Source organism: Rhodococcus sp. AH-ZY2, from assembly GCF_030916465.1.
Classification (GTDB): Bacteria; Actinomycetota; Actinomycetes; order Mycobacteriales; family Mycobacteriaceae; genus Rhodococcus; species Rhodococcus ruber.
In genome coordinates this window covers 4,893,314-4,918,533 of sequence record NZ_CP126458.1, presented here as the reverse complement: position 1 = coordinate 4,918,533, position 25,220 = coordinate 4,893,314, and the positions used below count along the sequence as shown (strand labels likewise).

The window sequence follows — 25,220 nt, the reverse complement described above, 5'->3', positions numbered from 1 at the left end:
GCTGGCCTCTCCTGCAGCACGAGTCACCGAAGTTGTTGTCCTCCTTGACTTTTAGGGTCGACGGCACGGCAGCGCCAGGACGGCGAATCCTCTTCGGCGCACACCCTTCCCCATACCCTCGGCCAAATCGTCACTGTGACAGTAGCTCCCCCTTCGTATCGAGGCGGTCGCGAGGGCGACGCGTTGTTTCACGTGAAACCTGCACTTTTCGGTTTCACGTGAAACGGTGGGTTTCCCGTGAAACGAGATTCGTCGGCGACGTCGTCGCACTCCCGCGGAAGGCGGATGGGATACTGAATCGAAACGAGGAAAGGGAGTGGGCCGGGAACGGTCGCCAACCCTCGCCGGCGCACTCCACCTTCCGAGTTCGGGCATCAGTCACTGCGCCTCGGCTCACTCCACCCCCCCGTGGGACCGAAACGGTGACCGGCCGCGGTGGTCGAGCGCGGATCACCGGCGTGGTGTCGCGAGGGGGATGTACCGTGCGGGTGTCGACAACAAAGGAGCGGTCAATGTCGGGTGGATCTGAATCCGCTGTTTCACGTGAAACCGAGACGCAGAGGACGACGGCAGCCGCGTCCGGGTCCGCCGAGGACGAGTTCTCTCCGATTCCGTACGAGGGACTCTCGCCGCTGGATACGCCGATCGGCGCCGCTGCGCACCGGGCCAGCCAGGTGCTGCACCCGAGTTCCGTGAACGCCCTCCCCAAACCGGCGCACCGTCGAGTGATCACGATCGCGAACCAGAAGGGCGGGGTCGGCAAGACCACGTCCACCGTGAACCTCGCCTCCGCCCTCGCCGTCCAGGGGCTGACCGTCCTCGTCGTCGATCTCGATCCCCAGGGCAACGCCAGCACCGCGCTCGGAGTGCCACACCACTCCGGCATCCCGTCGAGCTACGAGGTGCTCCTCGGGGAGGTCAAGGCGGCCGAAGCCGTCCAGCAGAGCCCGCACAGCGAGCGCCTGTTCTGCATCCCGGCCACGATCGATCTTGCGGGCGCCGAGATCGAACTCGTCTCGATGGTGGCGCGCGAGAACCGTCTGAAGAACGCTCTCTCCGCAACTGCGCTGGGCGACCAGGACTTCGACTACATCATCATCGACTGCCCGCCGTCGCTGGGTCTTCTCACCGTCAATGCGCTCGTCGCGGCGAAGGAGGTGCTCATTCCCATCCAGTGCGAGTACTACGCGCTCGAGGGCGTCGGCCAGTTGCTGCGGAACATCGAACTGGTCCAGTCGCACCTCAATCCCGAACTGCACGTCTCCACCGTGCTGCTCACCATGTACGACGGCCGCACGAAGCTCGCCGATCAGGTGGCGGAGGAGGTGCGCGCCCACTTCGGCAGCGCGGTGCTGCGCTCCGTCATCCCCCGAAGCGTGCGGGTCTCGGAAGCTCCCGGGTACGGGATGACCGTCCTCGACTACGATCCAGGTTCGCGCGGCGCGATGAGCTACCTCGACGCGGGGCGTGAACTGGCGGCACGTGGGTACCGGAACGAGAAGCAGGGGAACGAATGAGCGCGACACGCAAGGGCGGGTTGGGCCGGGGTCTGGCGTCGCTGATTCCGACCGGCCCGGCGGCCGCCCCCGGTCTCGGCAACGCTGCGGCGGACGTGATCATCGGCGACAACCGCAAGACCGCGGCCGCGGAGACCGCGTCGAAGAAGGCTGCTGCCACCGCACCGGCGAGGTCCGGGAGCAGCCGGACCGAGGGCGCGAAAGCCGTGGGCGACGGCGGTCCGGCGCCCACCGACGCTCCCCTCCCCTCCCCCGCCGGCGCGGTCTACCTCGAGATCGACACGGACAAGATCGAGCCGAACCCGCGACAGCCCCGCCAGGTCTTCGACGAGGAGGCGCTCGCCGAGCTCGTCCACTCCATCCGCGAGTTCGGGCTCATGCAGCCCATCGTCGTGCGCAGGATCGACGGCGAGCGATACCAGCTCGTCATGGGTGAGCGCCGGTGGCGTGCCGGTCAGGAGGCCGGCCTCGCCACCATCCCGGCGATCGTCCGTGAGACCGACGACCAGTCCCTCCTGCGCGACGCGCTGCTCGAGAACATCCACCGCGTCCAGCTCAATCCGCTGGAGGAAGCCGCGGCCTACCAACAGCTGCTCGAGGAGTTCGGGGTCACCCACGAGGAACTCGCGGCTCGCATCGGACGATCGCGTCCCGTGGTGACCAACATGATCCGGTTGCTCAAGCTGCCGATCCCCGTCCAGCGGCGGGTGGCGGCGGGTGTGCTGTCCGCGGGGCATGCCCGCGCCCTGCTGTCCCTCGAAGCCGGGTCCGACGCGCAGGAGGTTCTCGCGGCGCGCATCGTCGCCGAGGGCCTCTCCGTCCGCGCCACCGAGGAAGCGGTCATGCTGGCGAATCGCGGCGACGGGAAGGACCCCGCACCGCAGCAGCGTCGCAAACCCATCCAGATGCCCGGCCTGCAGGACGTCGCGGAGCGCCTGTCCAATTCCTTCGACACCCGTGTCACGGTCAGCCTCGGCAAGCGCAAGGGCAAGATCGTCGTGGAGTTCGGTTCGGTCGACGATCTGGAGCGGATCGTGGCGATGATGGAAACTCAGGCCGACCCCTCTTGACGCCTCGGCACGTCAGGACGACAGTCGAGGATACGGACATGGAGGCTGAGTAACCCAGTGTCGACTCGAGTCACAACACTCACCCTGGGCGGACTGGACCAGCTGTCGGCACACGCCCGACGCTGTGTGTTCTGGGAGATGGATCCCGCGGCGGTACGCGACGCGGGCGGATTCTACGATCCGGAGTTCGAGAAGGAAGCGTGGCTGTCGATGGTCATGCTCCAGTGGGGTTCCTGCGCCCAGGTCGCCACGCTCGACGACAAGCCCGCCGGCAGCGCGTTCTATGCCCCACCGAACATGGTGCCGCGCGCCCACCTGTTCCCGACCTCCCCGGTGAGCGCCGATGCGATCCTGCTGACCACCGTCCGGATCGAGCCGCTCGCGGAGGACAGCGACCTCGGCGCGGGACTGATCCGCGCCGTGATCTCCGACCTGGTCCGCCGCAACGTGCGCGCGATCGAGGCCTTCGGGTACCGGTCCGCCGGCGAGGAGGAGAGCGATGTCCCCGGCGCAACGGCGGCCCGGGACTGCTCCCCCGCCGAATGCATGATCGAGGCCGGATTCCTCGAGGACATGGGGTTCGAGGTTGTCGCCCCCCATCACCGCTTCCCCAGGCTGCGACTCGAACTCGATCGCGATCACGAGTGGAAGATCGGCGTGGAAGCGGCCCTGGACCGGCTGCTCGAGGAGGCCGCACTCACCGTCGCGGGCATCTCGGACCGCACGCCCGTCGGGGCGGCCCGCTGAGCGAACCGCTCAGCGGGTCTCGGTGATCGACAGTTCCTCGGCGAGCAGTTCGGCGAAGGTGTACGTGCCGGTGGGCTGATCGTCCTGCCCCAGGAGGTAGAGGCGCTTCACGGAGATGAGAATGGCCTCGGCGATGATGTCCCGCGAACGGGGGTTGGCCAGGACCGAGGCATCCTGCGCGTTCGTGAGATATCCGAGATCGAGCTGCACGGTGGGCATGTTCGTCAGGCGCAGCAGATCCCACGTGCGGCCGTGGCTGCGGCAGTCCCGCAGGGCCGTGCGTGCCGTCACTTCGCGTTGGATGAATCCGGTGAGCACCTGGCCGATCATCGACTCGGAGCCGTGCGCGTTGCCGTAGTGGAAGCTTGCGATGCCGCTCGCGGCCGGGTTGGGGCTGCTGTCGCAGCGGAGGGAGATCATCAGATCGGCGCCGAACGCGTTGGAGGTTCCGGCTCGCTCGATGTTCGACGGATTCGCGTGGTACGGCCGGGAGAGGAAGGTCTCCATTCCCGTCGCGGCCATGCGGCCCTCGAGGCGTCGAGCGAGGTCCCACAGGATGTCGGCCTCGGAGATGTCGCCGTGTGGGCTGCGCACGATGATTCCGTGGTCGCGCCCGCCGAGGCCGGGGTCGATGACGATGCGTTTGCCGCTCAGATGCGGACCGGACCGGCGGACGATCTCCTCTTCGCTGATGGCGTGCGGAGACCCACCGGTGACGCGGGTGCCGAGCAGCTCCAGCGAGCGGAGGGTCTCCGGGCCGCAGATACCGTCGGGCGCGAGACCGATCTCCCGCTGGAAGGAACTCAGCGCCTCGTGGGTGCGCGGTCCGAAGTAGCCGTCGACCCGGTCCACGTAGAACCCGAGGTCCTGTAGGCGCCGCTGCAGGGTTGCGACGTCGTCGCCGTAGAGCGGGGCGGAGAGCTGATAGATGAGGGTGCGGGCGCCGAGCCGGTACGAGGCTTCCTTCAGCGACCGGTACGTGGCGGGACCGACGATGCCGTCGACGAGCAGACCACGCTGCTGCTGGAACGCACGCACCGCGCTGTCGAGGTCACGGTCGAACACCGCATCGGAGCCCACCCAGCTGTCGCCGGCGGCGACGTCGGACTCGCCGTGCAGAAACCCGAGGCCGGTGAGGGTGCTCCGGATTTCGGCGACGGCAGGGCCATGGTCGCCGTAGCGCAGTCGGTGCATGTCTCGGCCCTTTCCGTGCTGCTGACCTGCTGTGCCCGGTGTTCCACCAGACCATCGTTCGATTGTCGCAGATACGCCCGGACCACGAATAATCCGGGCGCATCCGTGTCGACGTGGAAAACGGTGATTCAGAGTACGTCGGCGAGGTCGCGGAGGAGGGCCGCCTTGCCCTTCGCACCGACGATGGTCTTCACCGGCTTGCCGCCGGAGAACAGGATCATCGTCGGGATCGACATGACCTTGTAGTCGCGCGCCGCAGCGGGGTTGGCGTCGATGTCGAGCTTGGCGATCTTGAGCTTGTCGGAGTGCTCCCCGGCGATCTCCTCGAGAACGGGAGCCACCATCTTGCACGGGCCGCACCAGGTGGCCCAGAAATCGACCAGTACCGGCTTGTCGGACTGCAGGACGTCCTCGACGAACGAGGCGTCGGAGATGGTGACGGTGTTCTTGTCGGCCACGATTGCTCCTACTCGATGAAGGGGGAAGGGATCAGTATCCGGCGTTGACGGTGATCGGGTGGTGGTCCGGCAGTTCGGCGAGCCAGCGCTCGGCGTCGAGCGAGGCGGAACAGCCGGTGCCGGCGGCGGTGATCGCCTGGCGGTAGATGTGGTCGACGAGGTCGCCGGCGGCGAACACACCGGGCAGGTTGGTGGCGGTGGTCGGCTGCTGCACCTTCACGTAGCCGGCGTCGTCGACGTCGACCTGTCCGCGGACGAGTTCGCTGCGGGGATCGTGGCCGATCGCGACGAACATGCCGGTCACCGGGAGAGTGCTGCGTTCGCCGGTGACGGTGTCCTCCAGGACCAGACCGGTGACGGAGGTCTCGCCGAGCACCTCGACGGGCTTGGCGTTGGTGACGATGCGGATCTTCTCGTTCGCGCGGGCGCGGTCGAGCATGATCTTGGAGGCGCGGAACTCCTCACGACGGTGGACGAGGGTGACGCTGCGGGCGAAGCGGGTCAGGAAGGTCGCTTCCTCCATGGCGGAGTCGCCACCGCCGACGACGGCGATGTCCTGGTCGCGGAAGAAGAAGCCGTCGCAGGTGGCGCAGGCGGACACACCGCGTCCGAGGAGCTGTTCCTCGCCGGGGATGCCGAGGTAGCGGGCGGCGGCGCCCATCGCGAGGATGACGGCGCGGGCCTGGTAGGTCTGTCCGTTGGCGACGATCTTCTTGACGTCGCCGGTCAGGTCGAGTTCGTCGACATCCTCGGAGCGGATGTCGGCGCCGAAACGCAGGGCCTGCTCACGCATCTGATCCATCAGGTCCGGCCCCATGATGCCCTCGCGGAAGCCCGGAAAGTTCTCGACTTCGGTGGTGGTCATCAGGGCGCCGCCGAACTGGGTTCCTTCGAACAGCAACGGCTTCAGTTCGGCACGGGCGGCGTAGATCCCGGCGGTGTATCCGGCCGGGCCCGAACCGACGATGACAAGGTCGTGGATCGTGGAATCAGTGGTCATGCGAGCCTTCCGGTGTCTGCTGGTGCTTCTGTCTGCTGGTGCTTCTGCCTGCTGGTACTTCGATGACGGACGAGCCTGAAGGCCCGTGACCGGGACGTCAGTGGTCCACAACATGGGTCAACACCAGGGTAAGGGGTGTTGTTCCTCGCGTGCCGTGCGTCACGCCACAGTCAGGCGTATTCTGCCCCGCTGCCGGCGGAGTGGTGGCGGGAGCCCTGGCACACAGAGGTCGAATCGTCACGTTGACGATATGGACGCTGTCAGCTCTTGCCGTCTCGTCCCGGGCATCGGGTCCTCTCCCCTCCCCCACGCGCGACCCGATGCCCGGCATGTCGACGACCGCCGATCATGTCTCCCGGGAGTCCGGGCGCTCGTACCGTCCGAGCACGGGCCGGGTCTGCACGGGATCGGGTGTGCACGGGCCGGGTGAGTGGGGTGGCGCCACGAGGTACGCGGTCGGCGCCCGGCGGGTGCCGCACCGGCGGCGCGACCCGCTGCGCACGCGGCGCATCGGGTTCGATTCCGGAAGCGCGAATCTCGTGCGCGAACGCCGGGGTCCCGGATCGTCGGCCCCGCATCGCCGTTCAGCGTCCGTCAGGCGCGGTGCTCCACGTCGCGCAGGGCTTCGCGCACGACACACCGGGTGCCGGTGTAGATGGTCGGCATGCACTTGTTGCAGTGGATGCACAGCCCCTCGCGCACGTGTTCGTCCCGGAACTTGTTGACGAGAGACGGGTCCCGCAACAGCGCCCGCCCCATCGCGACGAAATCGAATCCCTCGTCGAGCGCGTTCTCGATGGTGTCGATCCGGTTGATGCCGCCGAGGAGGATGAGCGGCATGCTCAGTTCCGACCGGAACTGCCGCGCCATCGGGAGGAAGAACGCCTCCTCGAACGGGTAGACGGGGAAGAGCCTCGGTCCGTAGAACCGCAGCCCCAGTCCGACGAGCCTGGGCTGGGACGCGACGAACTCGGCCATCGGGACGTCGCCGCGGAAGAAGTACATGCCGTTGAGCAGCGAGCTGCCGCCCGTGAGTTCCATTGCGTCGATGTGACCGTCGGATTCGATCAGCCGCGCCATCGGCAGGCTCTCGTGGAGCCACAGTCCCTTCGGGACGCCGTCCGTCATGTTGAACTTGACGATGACGGCAACCGAGTCACCGGCTGCCTTTCGGACGGCCTCGAGAACGCGCCGGGGCAGCGCGGTTCGCTTCTCGAGACTGCCGCCGTAGCGGTCGCTGCGCTTGTTGAGATTCGGGCTGAGGAACGAGCTGAGCAGATAGTTGTGTCCCAGATGCACCTCGAGCGCGTCGAATCCGGCCTCGACGGCGTAGCGGGTCGCGTTCTCGTAGTCGGCGACGACCTGATCGAGTTGCTCGAGACTCGCGCCCCGCACCAGGCCCATCGCGGGGGCGCTGATGCGGGTGGACGGGGCGAGGGTCTTCGTTCCGTTGGAGATCTGGTTGGCGACGAGGCCGGCGTGACCGATCTGCGCCGAGGCGAGAGCGCCCTCGGCGTGCACGGCGTCGGTGAGCCGCCGCAGGCCCGGGACGGTGTCGCGGTCGAGGACGACGGTGTTGCGATGCACGCGTCCGCCTGGGGCGACGGCGCAGTACGCGACGGTGGTCAGGGCGGTGCCACCGCGGGCGACCTCGGCATGGAACTCGACGAGTTCGTCGGTGACGCGACCGCCGGGCATGACGCCTTCGAATGTCGCGGCCTTGAGGATGCGGTTGCGCAGGGTGAGCGGTCCGAGCCGGGCGGGCTCGAACACGGCAGGTCGCGACGAGGTCATGCCCCTACTTTCGATGCCAGTGGTTCTGTAACGTGTTGCAACTATAGTGCCGCGGCGTGCCGTGCGCCACAATCACCGGTGATGACCACATCCGACCGCTCCCCCACGCCCGCCGGCCGCCCCCGCGATCCGCGCATCGACACCGAGGTCCTCGCCGTGACCCGTGCGATGCTGCTCGAGGTCGGCTGGGAGCGCCTGAGCCTGCGCGGGATCGCGGCCCGCGCCGGGGTGAGCCGGGCGGCGCTGGCCCGGCGGTGGCCGTCCAAGGCGCACCTCGTGCTCGACTCGATTCTCGGCTCCGCGCCGGACCTGGCACCGATCCAGGGGGCGGACCGTCGGGGCTGGATCGAGTGGGTGGTCCAGGGCAGTGCGGACCTGTTCGCCCGCCCCGACGTCCGCGCTGCCCTGCCCGGGCTCGTCGCGGCGCTCCGTGATCACGAGGATCTGCGGAACACGCTGTGGCGCAACTTCAGCGGCCCGAGCGCGGCCCTGTTCTCCGACGGCTCCGCCCGCGCCGACCTCGACGCGCGCGCCGTGCTCGTCCTTGCCGCGGGCGCGGCGATGTTCGCGAGTGTCGTTGCGGCCGAAGATGATACGTCGTCCCTGCGGACACGGATCCTCGACCTGCTGCTGCCCGCCGCCGACGAGTGAACTCGTTGCGTCTCAGCCGATCCCGTGGACAGCCAGGGTGGCCGGATCGGAGGCGCCACACCCGGTACCCACCACCAGCGCCGTCAACCGCGGCGACGCGGGATCGCCCAGGACCAGTGCCACCGCCTCCCGGCCGTCGAACCGGATCGTGCGCGATCCCAGTAGTAGTCGTGACTCGTCGATCCCGTTGGCGTCGAGGCATTCTCGGAGGGCTTCCCGGTCCGACAGAGGACCGGTGTCCGACGAGCCGATCATCGCGCGCCACGTCGCCGGATCCAGTACGTCGGTGTCGGGCGCGACGGTGTCGGGAGCGACGAGGGCAGGCGCAGCTGTCGATGCCGGAATCTCCGGACGGTCCGCGCCGCGGGCGACGACGGCGAATCCGATCGCCACCGCGGCCGCGGCCGCGGTCCCGATGCCGGCCGCAGCGAGCCGTCGGCGGCGACGCGCGGCGGCGTCGGCGGTCAGCGCCGTATCGATCCGGGCCGCGACGTCCGGTGGGATCGACGGCCCCCCGCCGTCTTCGGCTTCACCGAGAGCCCGCAGACGGCGGCCGACGGAGTCGAGCGCGGCGATCACCGTCATGGCGTCCGGATCCCGCCGTACCGCCGGCCACAACCGGGCGGCGACATCGTCGTCCAGAACACCGGCGTGCAGGTCGGCGAGCAGGTCGGCAGAATACGGCGGCTGCGGCAGCTCGTCCTCGGTCATCCGCTGTCCTCTCCGCCTCGGGTGCCCTCACCAGGATAAGACGGTCACCGCTCACGATCGGTTCCCCGTCTCCCGCAGGTCGCCGAGAAGCACCGCGAGCCGACGACGCCCCCGCGCGCACCGGCTCTTGACGGTGCCCTCGGGGACGCCGAGCCGTCGGGCCGCCTCGCTCACCGGCCGGCCTTCCACGTCGACCGCGACGATTGCGGCGCGCTGCTCCGGTGGCAGGGTGCACAGCGCCGCCTCGATGTCCAGCGCAATTTCCCGCTCCGCGATGCGATTTCGTTCGTCGCGGATGTCGGTGTGGTCGTCGTACAGCGGAACGGTCGGTCGTGCCCTGTTGCGCCGGATGCGGTCCAGGCACGCGTTCACCACGATGGTGTGCAACCAGCTGCGCACCGCCGCGTTGTTCCGGAACTTCCCCGCCGTGCGATGCGCCGACAGCAGCGCCTCCTGCAGTGCGTCCGCTGCATCCTCCGGCGAGTAGCTGGTGCGGCGCGCCACCTGCCACAGATGGTCGTAGTGCCGTTCGAGCAGGTGCGCGAACGCACGTCGGTCCCCCGCCACGTGCGCCGCCAGCAACTCGGCGTCGGACATGGCAATTCCTGCGATCCCCCCCAAAATTCGCACGCGCGGATGGTAGCCGATCGAGGTGGGCTACCGGGGGTGCGAGCGCCGGCTACTCGGCGGCGGTGAACGTCACCTCGGCGATCGAGCTCTTGTTGCCGCCACCGGACGTACTCAGGCCCGTGATCCACACCAGCACGTCGGAGGTGCGTCCCTCGGACTCGACCGGGATCTCCGTGACGCCGGAACGCAGTGTCGCCGACCCGATCACCTGGGTCTGGTCCAGTGACGCCTGGTCCGACGGCGCGCTGCGGATCTCGACCTTCGTACCCGGGCTGTCCGATGTCACCGACACCGACGAGAGCGCCGCCGGCTCGGCGAGCGCCACCATCAGGCCCACTCCGTTCTTCAACGCGGGAAACGGCTGGAAGTAGGCATCGGTGCTCCACTCCGTCGAGGGATCGCCGTCGATCGCCAACCGCGCCGTCGCCGGCGAGTCCGGAGTGCCCTGGGGGGAGAACACCGACACCGCCGACGCCGCCACCGGGCCCGCGGCCGCGGCCGGCGCCGGCGCCTGGGCCACCGGTTCCGACGGGGCCTCGGTGGTCGGGGTGAGTCCGAAGTCCTGACTCGTGAGGGGCTCGTCGGAGCTGCCCCCCGCGAGCAGGTTCGCGATCCACCAGCCGATCAGGGCGAGCAGCACCACGGTGGTGATGCCGAGCCCGACGAGCGCGAACAGCATCCGCTCCGACCGCTTCTTCTCCTCCGCGAGGGCCTCGGGGTCCGCGAGCGCGTGGTTGGTGGCGCCGGGACTGCGCTGCCCGAGCCGCAGCGCCGGGATCATGTCGGTCTTCTGGTCCACGACCGAGGCCTGGCCGAGGATGTGCTGCACGGTGGCCGCCGTCCGGATGCCGCCGTCGGCCGCGAGCGCGCGCACTGCGACCGCGGAGATCTCGAACGGCACCTCCGGCCGCAGCGCGCGGGGTTCGACCGGGGTGCCCTCGGCGGTCAGGTCCGCGGGGCGCATGCCGCCGATCGTGCCGCCGGTCTGGGCCGGGGGCTGCTGCCCGGGCGCGGCCTGCTCGGGCAGCGGCCAGCGCGCGGTGATCAGGCCGTACAGGCCGGCGCCGAGGCCCCGGACGTCGGAGGTGACGTCCGCGTCGGCGAAGGTGGCGGGGAAGGCCAGCACCGCGTCGCCGGCGACACTGATGCGGATCCGGTCGGGGTGGTCGATCGAGAGGGCGCCACCGCCGCGGTGCGCAGCCTCGGCCGCGGCCGCGAGGGCCTGCACCGCGCGTGCCGCACCGAGCGGGGACGGCTCGGTGCCGGACATCTCGCGCAGCGAGCGACCGGGTGTCCACTCGGCGACGACGATGCCGCCCGAACTGCCGCGGACCACGTCGAGTACCCGGGCGAGCCCCGGTGAGTTGATCCGTCCCAGGCGCAGCGTGCGCGAAAGGATCGCCTGCGGACCGTCGGGACCGGTGACGTCCCCGGCGCGCTGCTCGGCGTCGACGAACGTCAGCGCCACCTCACGGTCGAGCTTGACGTCCTGCGCCTGCCAGAAGCGCAGACCGCGCGCGCCGCCGTGCGGGGCGAGCAGACGGTAGCGACCGCCGGCGACCGACGCGCCGGGGATCAGCTTCGGCCCGCGCATCGGGGTGCGCGGAGCGGACCCGGGCACCCGCAGGGGCGGCAGCTGGGGCGAGCTGACGGGGACGACGCCGGTGTCGACGTGAGGATCGCGCTGCGGCCGGCCGGCGCCGGACCGGCCGTCGGCCGCACCGTCGGCGGACTTGCGGGACGAGGGGGAACGATCGGGCGTGCCGGCCTGCGGGGACCGCGTGCCGTCGGCGTCTGTGGACACCGAACCGGGATCGGTCGATGCGGACTCATCGACCGTGGACTTACCGGTAGCGTGATCGTCGCTCACCCTCACTCCTTCTTGTTCGACTCGCCCGCCCCGGAGGTAGCCGGGAGGCCGTCCGGCATCCGCGAACCGGCGCGATCCGTCCCGGGCGGTCCGAACCTGCCGTCGACCAGGGTACGGGAGTTGCCCGTGTGCATCGATGTGGCTCGGCAGGTTCCGGAGCGCGGGAAGCACCTCGGTGACCGCGTCGTAGGGGGCCACCCCGTAGTCGCCGTAGTCCAGTCGTGGCAACACGATGGTCTTCTCCGCCTCGGACTCCCGGGCCGCCTCGAGTTCGGCGATCTCGTCGGCATCGGCCTCGGCGATCTCCGGTTCGACCGGCGTGCGACCGCGCAGCGCATCGACCTTGCGCCGGACCGCCGCGGTGATCGCCAGGATCTCGGGCACCTTCAGCAGCCACATGACCGTGAGAGTCACCAGCAGCATCAGCGCGCCGGTGATCGCGACGCGCACCATCGAGCCGACGCCGCCGAACCGGTCGCTGAGCGCACCGAGCCGCAGCAGCCGATCGGCGATCAGCATCACCACGGCGCCCGCGGCCGACGCGGTCACCACGTGCCACAGGGTCCGGCCCACGTTCGCCATCCGCAGATCGCCGAGGGCGCGGTGCAGCAGGAATCCGCCGATGCCCGCCCCGACCGTGAACGCCAGGCCGGTCGCCACGCCCAGCAGCAGCACCACCTGGTCGTCGTTGCGGGCGACGACGGGCGCGAGGGCGGACAGGGCGACCTTCACGGCGGTGATGCCGAGGATGATCCACGTGGGGGTCCACGCCTGCTCGCGCGCGTAGAACACGCGCAGATGGATGAGGACGAGGGCGTACGGGATCAGGGTGAACGCCGACCAGCTGACGGCCTGGCCGAGCCGTTCGGCGTTGCCCTCGCCGAAGCTGCCGTAGCCGTACAGGGCCGTGCCGATCTGCGGGCCGGCGACGGTGAAGAACACGACGATCGGGATCAGCGCGATCATCGTCAGCCGGGTCGCGACCGACAGGTCGTCCACCACGGCGGGGGTGTCCTCCGCGGCGGCGTTGCGGCTCAGCCGCGGCATGATCGCCGTGAGCACCGTGACGCCGAGGACGCCGTACGGCAGCTGCAGCAGCAACCACGCGTTGTTGTAGATCGCCGGACCGGCCGCGTCGGCACTCGACGAGACGTGGGTCGCGAACACCATGCCCGCCTGGCTGATGAGCACGTACAGCACGATGGCTGCGCCCATGCCGCCGAACTGGCGCAACCGGTCGTCGAGCCCCCACAGCGGTTTGAGGCTGATCCCCTCGCGGCGCAGCGCCGGCACCAGGGACATCGCCTGGGTCACCACACCGAGGGTGACGCCGCAGCCGAGCAGGAGCAGGTGCGGGTCGCTCATCCGCACCGGGTCGAGGGTGATCTCCCCGGGCAGCAGGAAGTACAGGACGAGAACCGTGATGACGACGACGTTGTTGAGCACCGGCGCCCACGCGCCCGGCTTGAACACCTGCCGGGTGTTCAGGATGGCGGTGAGCAGCGCCGACAGGCCGTAGAACAGGATCGCCGGCAGCAGCAGATACGTCAGCGCCGTGGTCAGCGTCGTCGACACCTTGCCCGTGTCGTCGAGGAAGAACCGGGTGACGAGGACCGGCGCGGCGGCGGTGGCCAGCAGGGCGGCGAGCCCGAGCACGGTGACGGAGACGGTGAACAGGCGCCGGACGAAGGCCGCACCGCCGTCCGGGTCCTCGCGTTCCGCGCGGACCAGCACCGGCACGACGATCGAGGTGAGGACGGCGCCGAGCACCAGCTCGGAGATCATGTTCGGGATCTGGGCGGCGACCGTGTAGGAGCTGGCGACGGCGGCACCGAGCAGGGTCAGCAGCAGCACCTGCTTGACGAAGCCGGTGATCCGGCTGATCAGGGTGGCGAAGGCGATCGAGCCGGTCGCGGCGAGGAGGCCGGGGTTCTTACGCGGGGCCGGCTCCGCCGCCGCGGGGGCGGGCGGGGCGACGTCCTCACGGGTCGGATTCCCGGTCATTGCTTCTCGTACCCTTCGTCGGCTGGATCGGGCTCGCCGCGGAAGCGGTGCAGGAGACGACGGCCCGCCAGGAACAGCAGCAGCGCCCCCGCACAGCCGGTGACGATCGCGAGAACCTGGCCGTACGCGTTGGACCGTACCGTCACGTTCGTCGGGGTGCCGAGCGGCAGCCCGGACTCCGTGGTCAGGGCGAACTCGACACCGATCTTCCGCGAATCGCTGATCTGCGCGGGCACCGTGAGGGTGCGGCTGCCCCGCGGCGGCAGCTGTGTGGGCCCGATGTCGGTGATCTTCATCGCCGACGGGGCGTCCACGTGCAGCCGCACGGTGATGCCCACCGGCAGATCGTTGCGCGCGACCAACAGTAGGGGACTCTGCTCCGAGGTCAGCGTGTAGACGCCACCGGGTGAGAGCACGGTCACCCCCGCGAACATCCCGTCGACGGCGTCGCGGACCTCGTCGCCGCGCCGCACCGCGTCGCGTGCTGCGGCGCCGGGGTCGGGTCCGCGCCGGCCCGCCAGACTCATCGCGCGCAGCAGATCCTCGCGCAACGGCGCGGTGAACTGCTGCGGCGTGAGCTGTGCCTGGGGATCCTCGACGAGCGCCTCCTCGAACGCATCCAGGCGGGGCGCCTGCTCACGGGCCGTGTCCATCACCTCGGCCGAGGCGCCGTCGACGATGGCCTGCTCCGGGTAGGACAGCGCGACAGTGGGCGTGTCCCCGGGGACCGGTGTGAACAGGGTGTCGAACGGACGCGCGGTGGCCAGGCCCGAGCGGATCAGCGTGCCGACCATCGACAGGACCGCGGCGGCGTCGTCGCCGGATGCGCTCCACGACTGCGGCGGCGCGAACAGCACGGAGTCCGGGGCCGCGGGTGCGCCGGTGGACACGGTCCGGGTGACGTCGTCCCGGGTGCGCAGCGCGGACCAGCTCAGGGCGCCCAGCGCGTCCTGCAGACGGGCGTCCGGGGAATCCTCGGTGAGGTCGTAGCGGGCGTCCTCGTCGGTGAACGACGGCGTCTGCGGTGCGTCACCGAGCGCCGCGAGCGCGGTCGCGGCGGCGCTGTCGAACAGGACCGTGGACAGGCCGTCCACGCCCCGCACGGGCGCGGGACCCGTGCCCGCGGCCGCGTCCGCGGCGTCGACCGCGGTGTCGGCGAGCAGAGCCGTCACCGGACTGTCGGCGGCGAGCAACGCCCCCGCCTTCTCGGTCAGGACCCCGGCATCGGGCCAGACCACGTCGTCGCGGGTCGTGGTGATCCCGAGGATCGTGTTCACGATCCCGGTGGGGGCGGCGAGGGCGGGCCCGGCGAGCGAGGCGTCGTCGAGTTCGGCGAGGGCGGCGGTGTCGACCTGGGCGAAGGGCACCGCGACCGTGCACATCGAGCCGGCGACGGCTCGCAACCGTTCCAGCCACGCGGCGGCCGCCGCCGTCCCCTCCCCGTCGCGGGCGTCGCCCATCGGCTCGGCGGGGTCCTCGACCACCAGATAGCCGCGGGTCATGTTGGCGACGGTGACGAGCAGGTCGGGGTCGACAGCCAGGCACAGCGCGTCGGCGACGCGGCGGTCCTCGGCGGTGGCCGCCCGTTCGGCGGCGTCGAGCAGTCCGTCGAGACGACCGCCGTCGGCGAGCGACGTCGCAAGGTCGTCGTCGACGAGGCGGACCGGCTCCGTCGCCGAGCCGGGCACCCCCGCCGCGAGACGCGGCCGGTCCGCGAGCGGCCACATCATCGTGATCCCCACGGGTGCGGACGTGTCCGGCGGCACGGGGCGGTCCGTCCGGTTCTCGCTCGGGGGCACCCCGAGCACGGGCAGCAGGAACCGGGCGTCGTCGAGCCGGGCCTGACCGCCGTACTCGGGAGCGCCGTTGACGTTGACGAGCAGCGGGTACACCCCGGGTGCGTCGATTCCCAGCGACGGGTCCTGCGCCGAGCGCAGCGCCAGTTCGAGACGGAACTGCCGCTGCTCACCCCGCTCGAGGACGTCGGCGACCGATTCGAACGGACCCGTGCGGTCGTAGGCGGTCTGATCCCAGGTCAACGCGGTGCGCAGCTCCTCGGCGGAGCCGACCGCCGGGGCACGCTGCAGCCGCACGGCGATGTCCTCGACGTCGCGGTCCCCGACGTTCTCGAGCGTGCCGGTCACCGTCACCACCGGCTCGCTGCTGGTGGACACCGTCGTCGGCGTCACCGAGTCGATGCGCAGTTCGAGGAAGCGCGGCGCGTCGGACCCGTCGCTGCGCGGCTGGGCGACGGACACGCCCGCCGTCGTCAGGACGAGCGCGAGCACGGCGAGAACGGCCGCCGCGGCCCGGCGAGCTGCCGACGTCATCCGAGACGGGCCTCCGGTCCGCCGGGTCCGAGCAGCATCGACGGATCCATCTCGGCGATCAACTGGTCGGCGACGTCGGCGAGCCTGCGCTCGTCCGCGTACGCCAGGCGCGAGCGCAGCTCCGGCAGCGGGACCCAGGCCACCTCGGTGACCTCGACGTCGGCGTCGGAGAGCTCGCCGTCCAGGTAGCGCAGCAGGTAGTGGTGCACGGTCTTGTGGACGCGCCGGCCCTCGGTGACGAACCAGTAGTCGATGCTGCCGAGGGTGGCGAGGACGGTGCCGTGGATGCCGGTCTCCTCGTGGACCTCGCGCATCGCCGTCTGCTCGGCGGTCTCACCCTTCTCGATGTGTCCCTTCGGCAGCGACCACAGCAGCCGGCCCCGACGGTCGGTGCGTCCGATCAACGCCGCGCACAGTTTCTCGGGGGGTCCGCCGAGGCCGTCGACCACCAGTCCCCCGGCCGAGGTCTCGCGGACCGTGCGCAGGTGAGGCTTCGACGTGTCGGAGGTGGACCGGCCACCGGACTTGGCGCCCGCGCCACGCCGCCGCGAGGTGCGGCGGTTGCGGTTGGCACGTTCTGCGGGCGACACCCCATCGATACTAGTTGGCGGGACGCGCCCGGCGGTTCAACCAGGCACGTCCGGAGCGCGCACCGGTGCGTTCGGCCACCTCGGTAAGGTTCGAAGACGTGAACTCTCCCTCCACCGACACCGAGCGGCGCGCCCGACTGCTCGCCGGGGCCGACGCGACGCTGCGTGCGCTGTCGGACATCCTGGCGCCGCTCGGTGCGCGCTTCACCGCCGCCGGTCACGAGCTCTACCTGGTGGGAGGGAGCGTCCGGGACGCGGTCCTCGGTCGCCTCGGGACCGATCTCGACTTCACCACCGATGCGCGGCCCGAGCAGGTGCAGGCGCTGCTGCGCGGCTGGGCCGACCACCAGTGGGACACCGGCATCGACTTCGGCACGATCAGCGCGGTCAAGGGACCGGAGCAGATCGAGATCACCACGTTCCGCAGCGACGCGTACGACCGCGTCACCCGCCATCCGATCGTCGAGTACGGCACCCGCCTCGAGGACGACCTCGTCCGGCGCGACTTCACCGTCAACGCGATGGCCGTGCGGATCGGCCCGACCGGCGCGGAGGACTTCGTCGATCCCCTCGGCGGAATGGATGCCCTGCTCGCCGGGGTCATCGACACGCCCGCGCTGCCGAGCGAGTCGTTCCACGACGACCCGCTGCGGATGCTGCGCGCGGCGCGGTTCGTCTCCCAGCTAGGGTTCGGGCTGGCCGAACGCGTGCACGACGCGATCGTGGCCATGGCCGACGAGATCCTGCGGATCAGCGCCGAGCGGGTGCAGGCCGAACTCGACAAGCTGATCCTCGGTGACTACCCCATCGAGGGCATCGACATCATGGTCGAGACGGGCCTCGCCGAGCGAGTGATCCCGGAGATCCCCGCGATGAAGCTCGAGATCGACGAGCACCATCAGCACAAGGACGTGTACTGGCATTCGCTGACCGTGCTCCGGCAGGCCATCGACCTCGAGGACGGCGACCCCGACCTCGTGCTGCGCTGGGCGGCCCTGCTGCACGACATCGGCAAGCCCGCGACGAAGCGCAACGAGCCGGGCGGCGGCGTCAGCTTCCACCACCACGAGGTCGTCGGCGCCAAGCTCGTCCGCAAACGGATGCGGGCCCTGAAGTACTCCAAGCAGATGATCGACGACGTCGGTCAGCTCGTGTTCCTGCACCTGCGGTTCCACGGCTACGGCAAGGGCCAGTGGACGGATTCGGCGGTCCGTCGCTACGTGCACGACGCCGGTGACCTGCTGCCCCGGCTGCACAAGCTGGTCCGGGCGGACTGCACCACCCGCAACAAGCGCCGGGCCGCGGCGCTGCAGGCCACCTACGACGATCTCGAGACGCGCATCGAGCGCATCGCCGAGCAGGAGGACCTGGCGAAGGTCCGGCCCGACCTCGACGGCAACGCCATCATGGAACTGCTCGGCCTGAAGCCCGGCCCGCAGGTGGGGCAGGCGTGGAAGTTCCTCAAGGAGCTGCGGCTCGACCGTGGACCCCTCGATCGCGACGAGGCCGAGGCCGAGCTGTTGAAGTGGTGGTCGCAGCAACCGAAGTCCTAGCGGCCGGGGAGCCGCGGCCGCCCCGGGCATACGCGCGAATTCTGATCATGCTGCGATTGCGTCAAAGTCATGACTCATTCCAGAAAAGTGCGTCATAGTATCCCCGTGCCCTCGACGCAGGAATTCGTGGAGCAATTGCGTACGGCGGAGCTGCGGGTGACCCGGCCCCGGATCGCAGTGCTGGAGGCGGTGCACGAGCACCCGCACGCCGACACGGAGACGATCTTCGGGGCCGTGCGCACCGGTCTGCCGGACGTGTCCCGGCAGACCGTGTACGACGTGCTGCACGCCCTGACCGGTGCAGGTCTGGTGCGGCGGATCCAGCCGTCCGGTTCCGTCGCCCGCTACGAGTCGCGGGTCGGGGACAACCACCACCACCTCGTCTGCCGGTCCTGTGGGGCCATCGTCGACGTCGACTGTGCCGTCGGCGAGGCGCCCTGTCTGACGGCGTCCGACCACAGCGGCTTCCACGTCGACGAGGCGGAGGTCATCTACTGGGGCACGTGCCCCGACTGCTCGGCAGCTCACGCTTCGCGGTCACATCCGTGATCACCGTCAGATTCACCGCATCCGGAAGGAAGGGCCGACGTGTCCAACAGTGAAAGCGAAAATCCGGTAATCCCGTCTCCCGAGCCGAAACCGCATCGGCCCAGGACCAACCGGGACTGGTGGCCCAACCAGCTGGATCTGCAGGTCCTCCACCAGCATTCGCCCCTGTCCAATCCGATGGGACCGGACTACAACTACGCCGACGAGTTCGCAAGCCTCGACGTCGAGGCCCTCAAACAGGACATCTTCGCCCTGATGACGACGTCGCAGCCGTGGTGGCCGGCCGACTACGGCCACTACGGCCCGCTGTTCATCCGGATGAGCTGGCATGCCGCGGGCACGTACCGCATCGCCGACGGCCGGGGCGGTGGCGGCAAGGGCGCCCAGCGCTTCGCTCCCCTCAACAGCTGGCCCGACAACGCGAGCCTCGACAAGGCGCGCCGGCTGCTGTGGCCGATCAAGCAGAAGTACGGCCGCAAGCTCTCCTGGGCGGATCTGCTGATCTTCGCCGGCAACTGCGCGTACGAATCCATGGGATTCGAGACGTTCGGTTTCGCCTTCGGCCGCGAGGACATCTGGGAGCCCGACGAGGTGTTCTGGGGCCCCGAGGACACCTGGCTCGGGGACGAGCGGTACAGCGGCGAGCGGGAACTGTCCGGCCCGCTCGGCGCCGTGCAGATGGGGTTGATCTACGTCAATCCCGAAGGGCCCAACGGTAATCCGGATCCGCTCGCCGCGGCCATCGACATCCGGGAGACGTTCGGCCGGATGGCGATGAACGACGTCGAGACGGCGGCCCTCATCGCGGGCGGGCACACCATCGGCAAGACCCACGGGGCCGCGACCGCCGACCACGTCGGTCCCGAGCCCGAGGCCGCCCCCATCGAGCAGATGGGCCTGGGCTGGAAGAACTCCTACGGCACCGGCGTCGGCGGGGACGCGATCACCAGCGGGCTCGAGGGCGCCTGGACCCCCACCCCGCGGCAATGGGACAACACCTACCTCGAAACCCTGTACGGCTACGAGTGGGAGAAGACCAAGAGCCCCGCCGGCGCGTGGCAGTGGATCCCGAAGGACGGGGCCGCAGCCGACGCCGTCCCCGACGCCCACGATCCGTCCAAGCGCCACTCACCGGTGATGCTGACCACGGACCTCTCGTTGCGGCTCGACCCGATCTACGGGCCGATCACCCGTCGCTGGCTGGACAACCCGAAGGAATTCGAGGAGGAGTTCGCCAAGGCCTGGTACAAGTTGCTGCACCGCGACATGGGGCCGGTCACGCGCTACCTCGGCCCGTGGGTCCCCGAGGCGCAGCTGTGGCAGGACCCCGTCCCCGCAGTCGATCACGAACTGATCGGCGCGGACGACATCGCCGCCCTGAAGACCGAGATCCTCGAGTCGGGACTGTCCATCCCGCAGTTGGTCGCGACCGCGTGGGCGTCGGCGGCGAGCTTCCGCGGCACCGACAAGCGCGGCGGGGCCAACGGCGCCCGCATCCGCCTCGAGCCGCAGAAGAGCTGGGCGATCAACGAACCGGACAAGCTGGCCGAGGTACTGCCGGTGCTCGAGCGGATCCGGCAGGATTTCAACGGCGCGCAGTCCGGGAAGCAGGTCTCGCTCGCCGATCTGATCGTCCTCGGCGGCTGCGCCGCAGTCGAGCAGGCGGCGAAGAATGCCGGTGTCGAGATCACGGTCCCGTTCTCGCCGGGCCGCACCGATGCCTCGCAGGAACAGACCGATACGGAGTCGTTCGCCGTACTCGAGCCCCGGGCCGACGGGTTCCGCAACTACCTGCGCAACGGGGAGAAGCAGCCGCCCGAGCGCCTGCTGCTGGACCGGGCGAACCTGCTCACGCTGACCGCCCCGGAGATGACGGTGCTCGTCGGCGGCCTGCGAGCCCTCGACGCCAACTTCGGTGGCTCCGCCCACGGTGTCTTCACCGACCGGCCCGGGGCGCTGACGACCGACTTCTTCGTCAACCTGGTCGACATGGGCACCGAGTGGAAGGTGTCCGAGACCGCCGAGAACATCTACGAGGGCCGCGACCGGGCCTCGGGTGAGGTCAGGTGGACAGCCACGGCCGTCGACCTGGTCTTCGGTTCGAACTCGCAGTTGCGCGGCATCGCCGAGGTCTACGGCAGCGCCGACGCGCAGGAGAAGTTCGTGCAGGACTTCGTCGCGGCCTGGAACAAGGTGATGAACCTCGACCGGTTCGACCTCACCTGATCCCTGAGGGTCGGGCCTCACCCGGACCGATCCTCACATCTCGGGGCGGCATCCCGCCGGCTGTGACGGCCGGCGGGATGCCGTGCGTCCGGGGTGCGCGCTCACCCTCTCACCGGCCCGCACGGCGAATCGTGAGCCAGATGTCACCGGGGACTCACCACGGTTAATGCTCACGAAACACGGGGTCGGGAGCATGGGACGCGGCCGGAGGAACGTGGCCGACCCAGGTGAGGAGCGGTTCGATGCAGGGCGAGATCACGAAGGTCAAGACCGCCTGCTCATACTGCGGCGTGGGCTGCGGCATGGTGCTCGAGGTCGGCCTCGATCCCGCCACCGGTGCCCGGCGGGTGCTCGACGCGTACGGCGACAAGGACCACCCCACCAACTTCGGGCGTCTCTGCACGAAGGGGGCGACCAGCGCGGAGATGCTGGCCGCCGGCGGACGCATGGAGACCGCGTACCGTCGCACCGAACGCGGGGACGCCCCGGTGCCCGTGGACGTCGACGCCGCGATCGCCGACACGGCCCGCCGGTTGCGGGGGGTGCTCGACGAGCACGGCCCCGACGCCCTGTCCTTCTACGTCTCCGGACAGATGTCGCTCGAGGCGCAGTACCTGGTGACCAAGCTCGCGAAGGGATTCGTCGGTACCAACAACATCGAGTCCAACTCCCGGTTGTGCATGGCCGGCGCCGGCACCGGATACAAGCAGTCGCTCGGTGCGGACGGCCCGCCCGGTTCCTACCAGGACTTCGACCACGCCGACCTGTTCTTCGTCAGCGGCGCGAACATGGCCGACTGCCATCCCATCCTCTTCCTCAGGATGATGAACCGGGTCAAGGCCGGGGCCAGACTCGTCGTCGTCGACCCCCGGCGCACCCCCACCGCCGAGAAGGCGGGCCTGTTCCTGCAGATCGCGCCCGGGACCGACCTGGCGCTGCTCAACGGCCTGTTGCACCTGATCGTCGAGAACGGGCACGTCGACCGGGACTTCGTGGCGGAGTTCACCGAGGGCTGGGAGGCCATGCCTCCCTTCCTCGCGGACTACACGCCCGAGCGCGTCGCGGAGATCACCGGGCTGGCCGAGGACGACATCCGCACGGCCGCGCGGTGGATCGGCGAGGCGGGCAACTGGATGTCGTGCTGGACGATGGGCCTGAACCAGAGCACGCACGGCACCTGGAACACCAATGCGGTCTGCAACCTGCACCTGGCCACCGGCGCGATCTGTCGCACCGGCAGCGGCCCCTTCTCGCTCACCGGTCAGCCCAACGCGATGGGCGGGCGCGAGATGGGGTACATGGGGCCCGGTCTGCCGGGGCAGCGGTCCGTTCTCGACGACGCCGAGCGGACCTTCGTCGAGCAGCAGTGGGGGCTGCCAGCCGGTGCGATCCCCACCACCGTCGGCAAGGGCACGATCGACATGTTCGAGCAGATGGCCGCCGGTGCCATCCGGGCCTGCTGGATCATCTGCACCAATCCGGTTGCCTCCGTGGCTAATCGGCGCACCGTCGTCGAAGCGCTCGAGAGGGCGGAGCTCGTCGTCGCACAGGACGTCTTCCTCGAGACCGAGACCACCGCGTACGCGGACATCCTGCTACCGGGAGCGCTGTGGGCGGAGTCGGAGGGGGTGATGGTCAACTCCGAGCGCAACCTGACGCTGTTGCGACAGGCGATCGACCCGGTCGGGCAGGCCCTGCCGGACTGGCAGATCATCGCGCGCGTCGCCTGCGCGATGGGCTACGCCGAGGCGTTCACCTACTCGTGCTCCGAGGAGATCTTCGAGGAGATCAGGCGCTTCCGGAACCCGAAGACCGGATACGACCTGCGCGGAATCAGCTACGACCGGCTGCGCGAGACCCCCGTGCAGTGGCCGTGCCCGCCCGAGGGCGCGACCGACCGGAACCCGATCCGCTATCTGAACGACGGCGTGAGCCAGACCCTGCTGAGGTCCGGGGACGGCTCCCTCCCCCGGCTGCGGTTCGCCACCGCCAGCGGCCGGGCCGTGTTCCATCCCCGCCCCCACATGCTGCCGGCCGAGATGCCCGACGACGACTTCCCCGTCGTGCTCAACACCGGCCGCGTCCAGCACCAGTGGCACACCCTCACCAAGACGGGGAAGGTCGCCAAGCTCACCAAGCTGAACCCCGGACCCTTCGTCGAGATCAATCCTGCCGACGCGCAGAGGCTCTCGATATCGGACGGCGACCAGGTGGAGGTCGCGTCCCGCCGCGGCCGGGCGGTGCTGCCGGCCGTGGTCACCGACCGGGTCCGGCCGGGATGCTGCTTCGCCCCGTTCCACTGGAACGACATGTTCGGGGAGTACCTGGCGGTCAACGCGGTCACCAACGACGCCGTCGATCCCGCGTCGCTGCAGCCGGAGTTCAAGGTGTGCGCGGTGTCGCTGACGAAGGTGGCGACGGCGGCCGGGGACGACGCGCCGGCGGACCGTCTCGCCTCCGCGCTCGGACTGGCCGACACGGCGCGGCCGGTACTCGACGAACTCGAAAAACACTATCTGACCGGATTTCTGGCGGGATTCCGGGAGTCCGGGCAGGCGGGTGTCCCCGTGCTCCCGGCGTCCGCTCCGCTGCCGGCCGCCACCCGCGCCTGGGTGGACGGGATGCTGGCGGGACACTTCTCGCACACCGCGCAGGACCGCGACGAGTCCGACGGGGTGGCGCCGGTGGTGGTGGTGTGGGCCTCGCAGACCGGCAATGCCGAGGAGTTCGCCCGGTTGTGCGCCGAGCGGCTGCGCGCCGCGGGCAGGCCCGTCACCCTGACCGGGATGGACGACGTCGACGTGTCCACGCTGACCGGGGTGCGCGATCTGCTCGTCGTCACCAGCACGTTCGGCGACGGCGACGCCCCGGACAACGGCACCGCGTTCTGGAACGCGCTCGACCGGGACGACACACCCCGCCTCCCCGACACCCGCTACGCCGTGCTGGCGTTCGGCGACTCGAGCTACGACGACTTCTGCGGCCACGGCCGCCGCATCGACGAGCGCCTCGCCGAACTCGGAGCCACCCGGCTCACGCAGCGGGTGGACTGCGAACCCGACTACGAGGGACCGGCCGGCGAATGGCTCGCCACGGTCGAGCAACTCGTGCGTCTCGACGGGGCCGTGCCGGCTCCGTCCGCGCCGGGACCGCCGGCGAAGTCCGAACCCGCCTACAGCCGGAAGGCGCCGCTCGTCACGCGCCTGACCCGGAACGTGCCGCTCAGCGGGTCCGGTTCGTCGAAGGATGTGCGCCAGTTCGGATTCGAGTTGTACGACCCGGATTTCGTGTACGAGGCGGGCGACGCGCTCGGCGTGATGCCCACCAACGGACCCGAGGCGGTCGACGAATGGCTCCAGGTCACCGCGCTCGATCCCGAAACACCCGTGGAATTCCCGGATCTGCCGACCATTCCGCTGCGCGAGGCCGTGACCCGGCACCTCGAGATCGCTCGGGTGACCCCCGAGCTGCTGCGCTTCGTCCACGAGCAGACCCAGAGCGCGGAACTGGCGAAGCTGCTGCGCCCGGGCAACAAGATCGAGTTGCAGCGGTGGTTGTGGGGCAAGCAGGCGATGGACGTGATCGCGGCGTATCCGTTCAAGGCGCCGATCGCGGAATGGCTGCCCGTGCTCAAGCGGTTGCAGCCCCGCCTGTACTCGATCTCGTCGAGCCCGCGGACCAACCCCCGCGAGGTGCAGCTGACCGTGTCGGTGGTGCGGTACAACTACGAGGGCATCGCCCGGGCGGGGGTGTGCTCGAGCTTCCTCGCCGACCACAGTCACGGCGTCGACATTCCCATCTTCGTCCAGCGCAGCACCCACTTCCGGCCGCCCCGGACTCCGGACACCCCGATGATCATGGTCGGGCCCGGCACCGGTGTCGCACCGTTCCGCGCCTTCCTGCACGATCGCCGCGAGATGGGCCACACCGGCCGGAACTGGCTGTTCTTCGGCGATCAGCGGTCGTCGACCGACTACCTGTACCGGGACGAGATCGAGGCGATGCACGCCGACGGCTTCCTGACCCGGCTCGATCTCGCCTTCTCCCGCGACCAGCGACAGAAGATCTACGTGCAGGACCGGATGCGCGAGCACGGAGCGCAGCTGTGGAAGTGGTTGCAGGACGGTGCCCACTTCTACGTGTGCGGCGACGCGAGCCGGATGGCGAAGGACGTCGACGAGACGCTGCGCGAGGTGGTTCAGGTGCACGGCCGGCTCGACGCGGTGGACGCCGAGGCGTACGTCGAGCAACTCGCCGCGGAGAAGCGCTACGTGCGCGACGTGTACTGAACCGCAGATTCGTCGATTTTCGGTTGATAGGCCCGCA

The 25,220-nt window shown here is 69.9% G+C and carries 17 protein-coding genes; 8 read left to right on the top strand and 9 right to left on the bottom strand.

The genetic code is table 11. From position 1 onward, the window contains the following. Window positions 1–512: 512 nt before the first annotated feature. Genes QNA09_RS23580 through QNA09_RS23570 form a run of 3 tightly spaced genes read left to right on the top strand, consistent with a single transcriptional unit; the run spans window position 513 to window position 3,334 of the window. A complete protein-coding gene (locus tag QNA09_RS23580; RefSeq protein WP_010595434.1) occupies window positions 513–1,517 on the top strand; it encodes a ParA family protein in 1,005 nt (334 codons plus the stop codon). Then, window positions 1,514–2,587 carry a ParB/RepB/Spo0J family partition protein gene (locus tag QNA09_RS23575; RefSeq protein WP_010595433.1) on the top strand — a complete coding sequence of 358 codons (1,074 nt, stop codon included), beginning with the start codon at window positions 1,514–1,516 and terminating at the stop codon, window positions 2,585–2,587. Before QNA09_RS23580 ends, QNA09_RS23575 begins: the two co-directional genes overlap by 4 nt. 57 nt (window positions 2,588–2,644) lie before the next feature. Beyond that, the gene (locus QNA09_RS23570) at window positions 2,645–3,334 is read left to right on the top strand and encodes a hypothetical protein (RefSeq protein ID WP_026137832.1); all 690 of its coding nucleotides are present in this window, start codon (window positions 2,645–2,647) and stop codon (window positions 3,332–3,334) included. Between the two features lie 9 nt (window positions 3,335–3,343). Here the strand turns inward: QNA09_RS23570 and QNA09_RS23565 are convergent, their stop codons facing one another. The 4 genes from QNA09_RS23565 to QNA09_RS23550 form a co-directional block, all read right to left on the bottom strand. Then, on the bottom strand, window positions 3,344–4,528 hold the full coding sequence (locus tag QNA09_RS23565) for an N-acetylmuramoyl-L-alanine amidase (RefSeq protein WP_010595431.1): 1,185 nt from the start codon (window positions 4,526–4,528) through the stop codon (window positions 3,344–3,346). Window positions 4,529–4,656: 128 nt separating this feature from the next. Continuing rightward, on the bottom strand, window positions 4,657–4,986 hold the full coding sequence (gene trxA, locus QNA09_RS23560; protein ID WP_003936658.1) for a thioredoxin: 330 nt from the start codon (window positions 4,984–4,986) through the stop codon (window positions 4,657–4,659). Window positions 4,987–5,017: 31 nt separating this feature from the next. Beyond that, on the bottom strand, window positions 5,018–5,986 hold the full coding sequence (gene trxB, locus QNA09_RS23555; RefSeq protein WP_119700246.1) for a thioredoxin-disulfide reductase: 969 nt from the start codon (window positions 5,984–5,986) through the stop codon (window positions 5,018–5,020). A 594-nt stretch (window positions 5,987–6,580) separates the two neighbouring features. Further along, window positions 6,581–7,780, bottom strand: a complete 1,200-nt coding sequence (locus QNA09_RS23550; protein ID WP_017681023.1) for an NADH:flavin oxidoreductase — start codon at window positions 7,778–7,780, stop codon at window positions 6,581–6,583. 81 nt (window positions 7,781–7,861) lie between these two features. Here QNA09_RS23550 and QNA09_RS23545 point away from each other — a divergent pair, with 81 nt between their 5' ends. Continuing rightward, window positions 7,862–8,431: a TetR/AcrR family transcriptional regulator gene (locus QNA09_RS23545; protein ID WP_119700245.1), complete on the top strand. Its 570-nt coding sequence runs from the start codon at window positions 7,862–7,864 to the stop codon at window positions 8,429–8,431. A 12-nt stretch (window positions 8,432–8,443) separates the two neighbouring features. Here QNA09_RS23545 and QNA09_RS23540 read toward each other — a convergent pair whose 3' ends face one another. The 5 genes from QNA09_RS23540 to QNA09_RS23520 form a co-directional block, all read right to left on the bottom strand. Then, window positions 8,444–9,142 (bottom strand): hypothetical protein, encoded by a 699-nt coding sequence (locus QNA09_RS23540; protein ID WP_010595427.1) that lies wholly within the window; start codon window positions 9,140–9,142, stop codon window positions 8,444–8,446. Window positions 9,143–9,193: 51 nt separating this feature from the next. Continuing rightward, window positions 9,194–9,739 (bottom strand): RNA polymerase sigma factor SigM, encoded by a 546-nt coding sequence (sigM, locus tag QNA09_RS23535; protein ID WP_010595426.1) that lies wholly within the window; start codon window positions 9,737–9,739, stop codon window positions 9,194–9,196. 82 nt (window positions 9,740–9,821) lie between these two features. After that, complete coding sequence (gene murJ, locus QNA09_RS23530; protein WP_308072124.1) at window positions 9,822–13,646, bottom strand: murein biosynthesis integral membrane protein MurJ; 3,825 nt, start codon at window positions 13,644–13,646, stop codon at window positions 9,822–9,824. After that, window positions 13,643–15,976, bottom strand: a complete 2,334-nt coding sequence (locus QNA09_RS23525) for a DUF6049 family protein (protein ID WP_017681026.1) — start codon at window positions 15,974–15,976, stop codon at window positions 13,643–13,645. The genes murJ and QNA09_RS23525 overlap by 4 nt, the downstream gene beginning before the upstream one ends. Then, the gene (locus QNA09_RS23520; protein ID WP_010595422.1) at window positions 15,973–16,566 is read right to left on the bottom strand and encodes an NUDIX hydrolase; all 594 of its coding nucleotides are present in this window, start codon (window positions 16,564–16,566) and stop codon (window positions 15,973–15,975) included. Before QNA09_RS23520 ends, QNA09_RS23525 begins: the two co-directional genes overlap by 4 nt. A gap of 98 nt (window positions 16,567–16,664) precedes the next feature. Between QNA09_RS23520 and QNA09_RS23515 the strand changes: the two genes are divergently transcribed. The 4 genes from QNA09_RS23515 to QNA09_RS23500 all read left to right on the top strand — a co-directional run bounded on the left by QNA09_RS23515 (window position 16,665) and on the right by QNA09_RS23500 (window position 25,183). Beyond that, complete coding sequence (locus tag QNA09_RS23515) at window positions 16,665–18,119, top strand: CCA tRNA nucleotidyltransferase (RefSeq protein ID WP_010595421.1); 1,455 nt, start codon at window positions 16,665–16,667, stop codon at window positions 18,117–18,119. A gap of 105 nt (window positions 18,120–18,224) precedes the next feature. After that, window positions 18,225–18,668: a Fur family transcriptional regulator gene (locus tag QNA09_RS23510; RefSeq protein WP_010595420.1), complete on the top strand. Its 444-nt coding sequence runs from the start codon at window positions 18,225–18,227 to the stop codon at window positions 18,666–18,668. Window positions 18,669–18,707: 39 nt separating this feature from the next. Next, window positions 18,708–20,894, top strand: coding sequence for a catalase/peroxidase HPI (gene katG, locus QNA09_RS23505; RefSeq protein WP_119700244.1), 2,187 nt, complete (start codon window positions 18,708–18,710; stop codon window positions 20,892–20,894). 242 nt (window positions 20,895–21,136) lie between these two features. Then, window positions 21,137–25,183, top strand: coding sequence for a bifunctional nitrate reductase/sulfite reductase flavoprotein subunit alpha (locus QNA09_RS23500; protein ID WP_119700243.1), 4,047 nt, complete (start codon window positions 21,137–21,139; stop codon window positions 25,181–25,183). Window positions 25,184–25,220: the final 37 nt, after the last annotated feature.

Excerpts from the sequence above, each read along its gene's own strand:
- QNA09_RS23550 (WP_017681023.1), bottom strand. The coding sequence starts at position 7,780 with ATGACCTCGTCGCGACCTGCCGTGTTCGAGCCCGCCCGGCTCGGACCG.
- murJ (WP_308072124.1), bottom strand. The coding sequence starts at position 13,646 with ATGACCGGGAATCCGACCCGTGAGGACGTCGCCCCGCCCGCCCCCGCG.
- sigM (WP_010595426.1), bottom strand. The coding sequence starts at position 9,739 with ATGTCCGACGCCGAGTTGCTGGCGGCGCACGTGGCGGGGGACCGACGT.
- QNA09_RS23575 (WP_010595433.1), top strand. The coding sequence starts at position 1,514 with ATGAGCGCGACACGCAAGGGCGGGTTGGGCCGGGGTCTGGCGTCGCTG.
- QNA09_RS23580 (WP_010595434.1), top strand. The coding sequence starts at position 513 with ATGTCGGGTGGATCTGAATCCGCTGTTTCACGTGAAACCGAGACGCAG.
- QNA09_RS23565 (WP_010595431.1), bottom strand. The coding sequence starts at position 4,528 with ATGCACCGACTGCGCTACGGCGACCATGGCCCTGCCGTCGCCGAAATC.
- QNA09_RS23525 (WP_017681026.1), bottom strand. The coding sequence starts at position 15,976 with ATGACGTCGGCAGCTCGCCGGGCCGCGGCGGCCGTTCTCGCCGTGCTC.
- QNA09_RS23500 (WP_119700243.1), top strand. The coding sequence starts at position 21,137 with ATGCAGGGCGAGATCACGAAGGTCAAGACCGCCTGCTCATACTGCGGC.
- QNA09_RS23540 (WP_010595427.1), bottom strand. The coding sequence starts at position 9,142 with ATGACCGAGGACGAGCTGCCGCAGCCGCCGTATTCTGCCGACCTGCTC.
- QNA09_RS23545 (WP_119700245.1), top strand. The coding sequence starts at position 7,862 with ATGACCACATCCGACCGCTCCCCCACGCCCGCCGGCCGCCCCCGCGAT.
- trxB (WP_119700246.1), bottom strand. The coding sequence starts at position 5,986 with ATGACCACTGATTCCACGATCCACGACCTTGTCATCGTCGGTTCGGGC.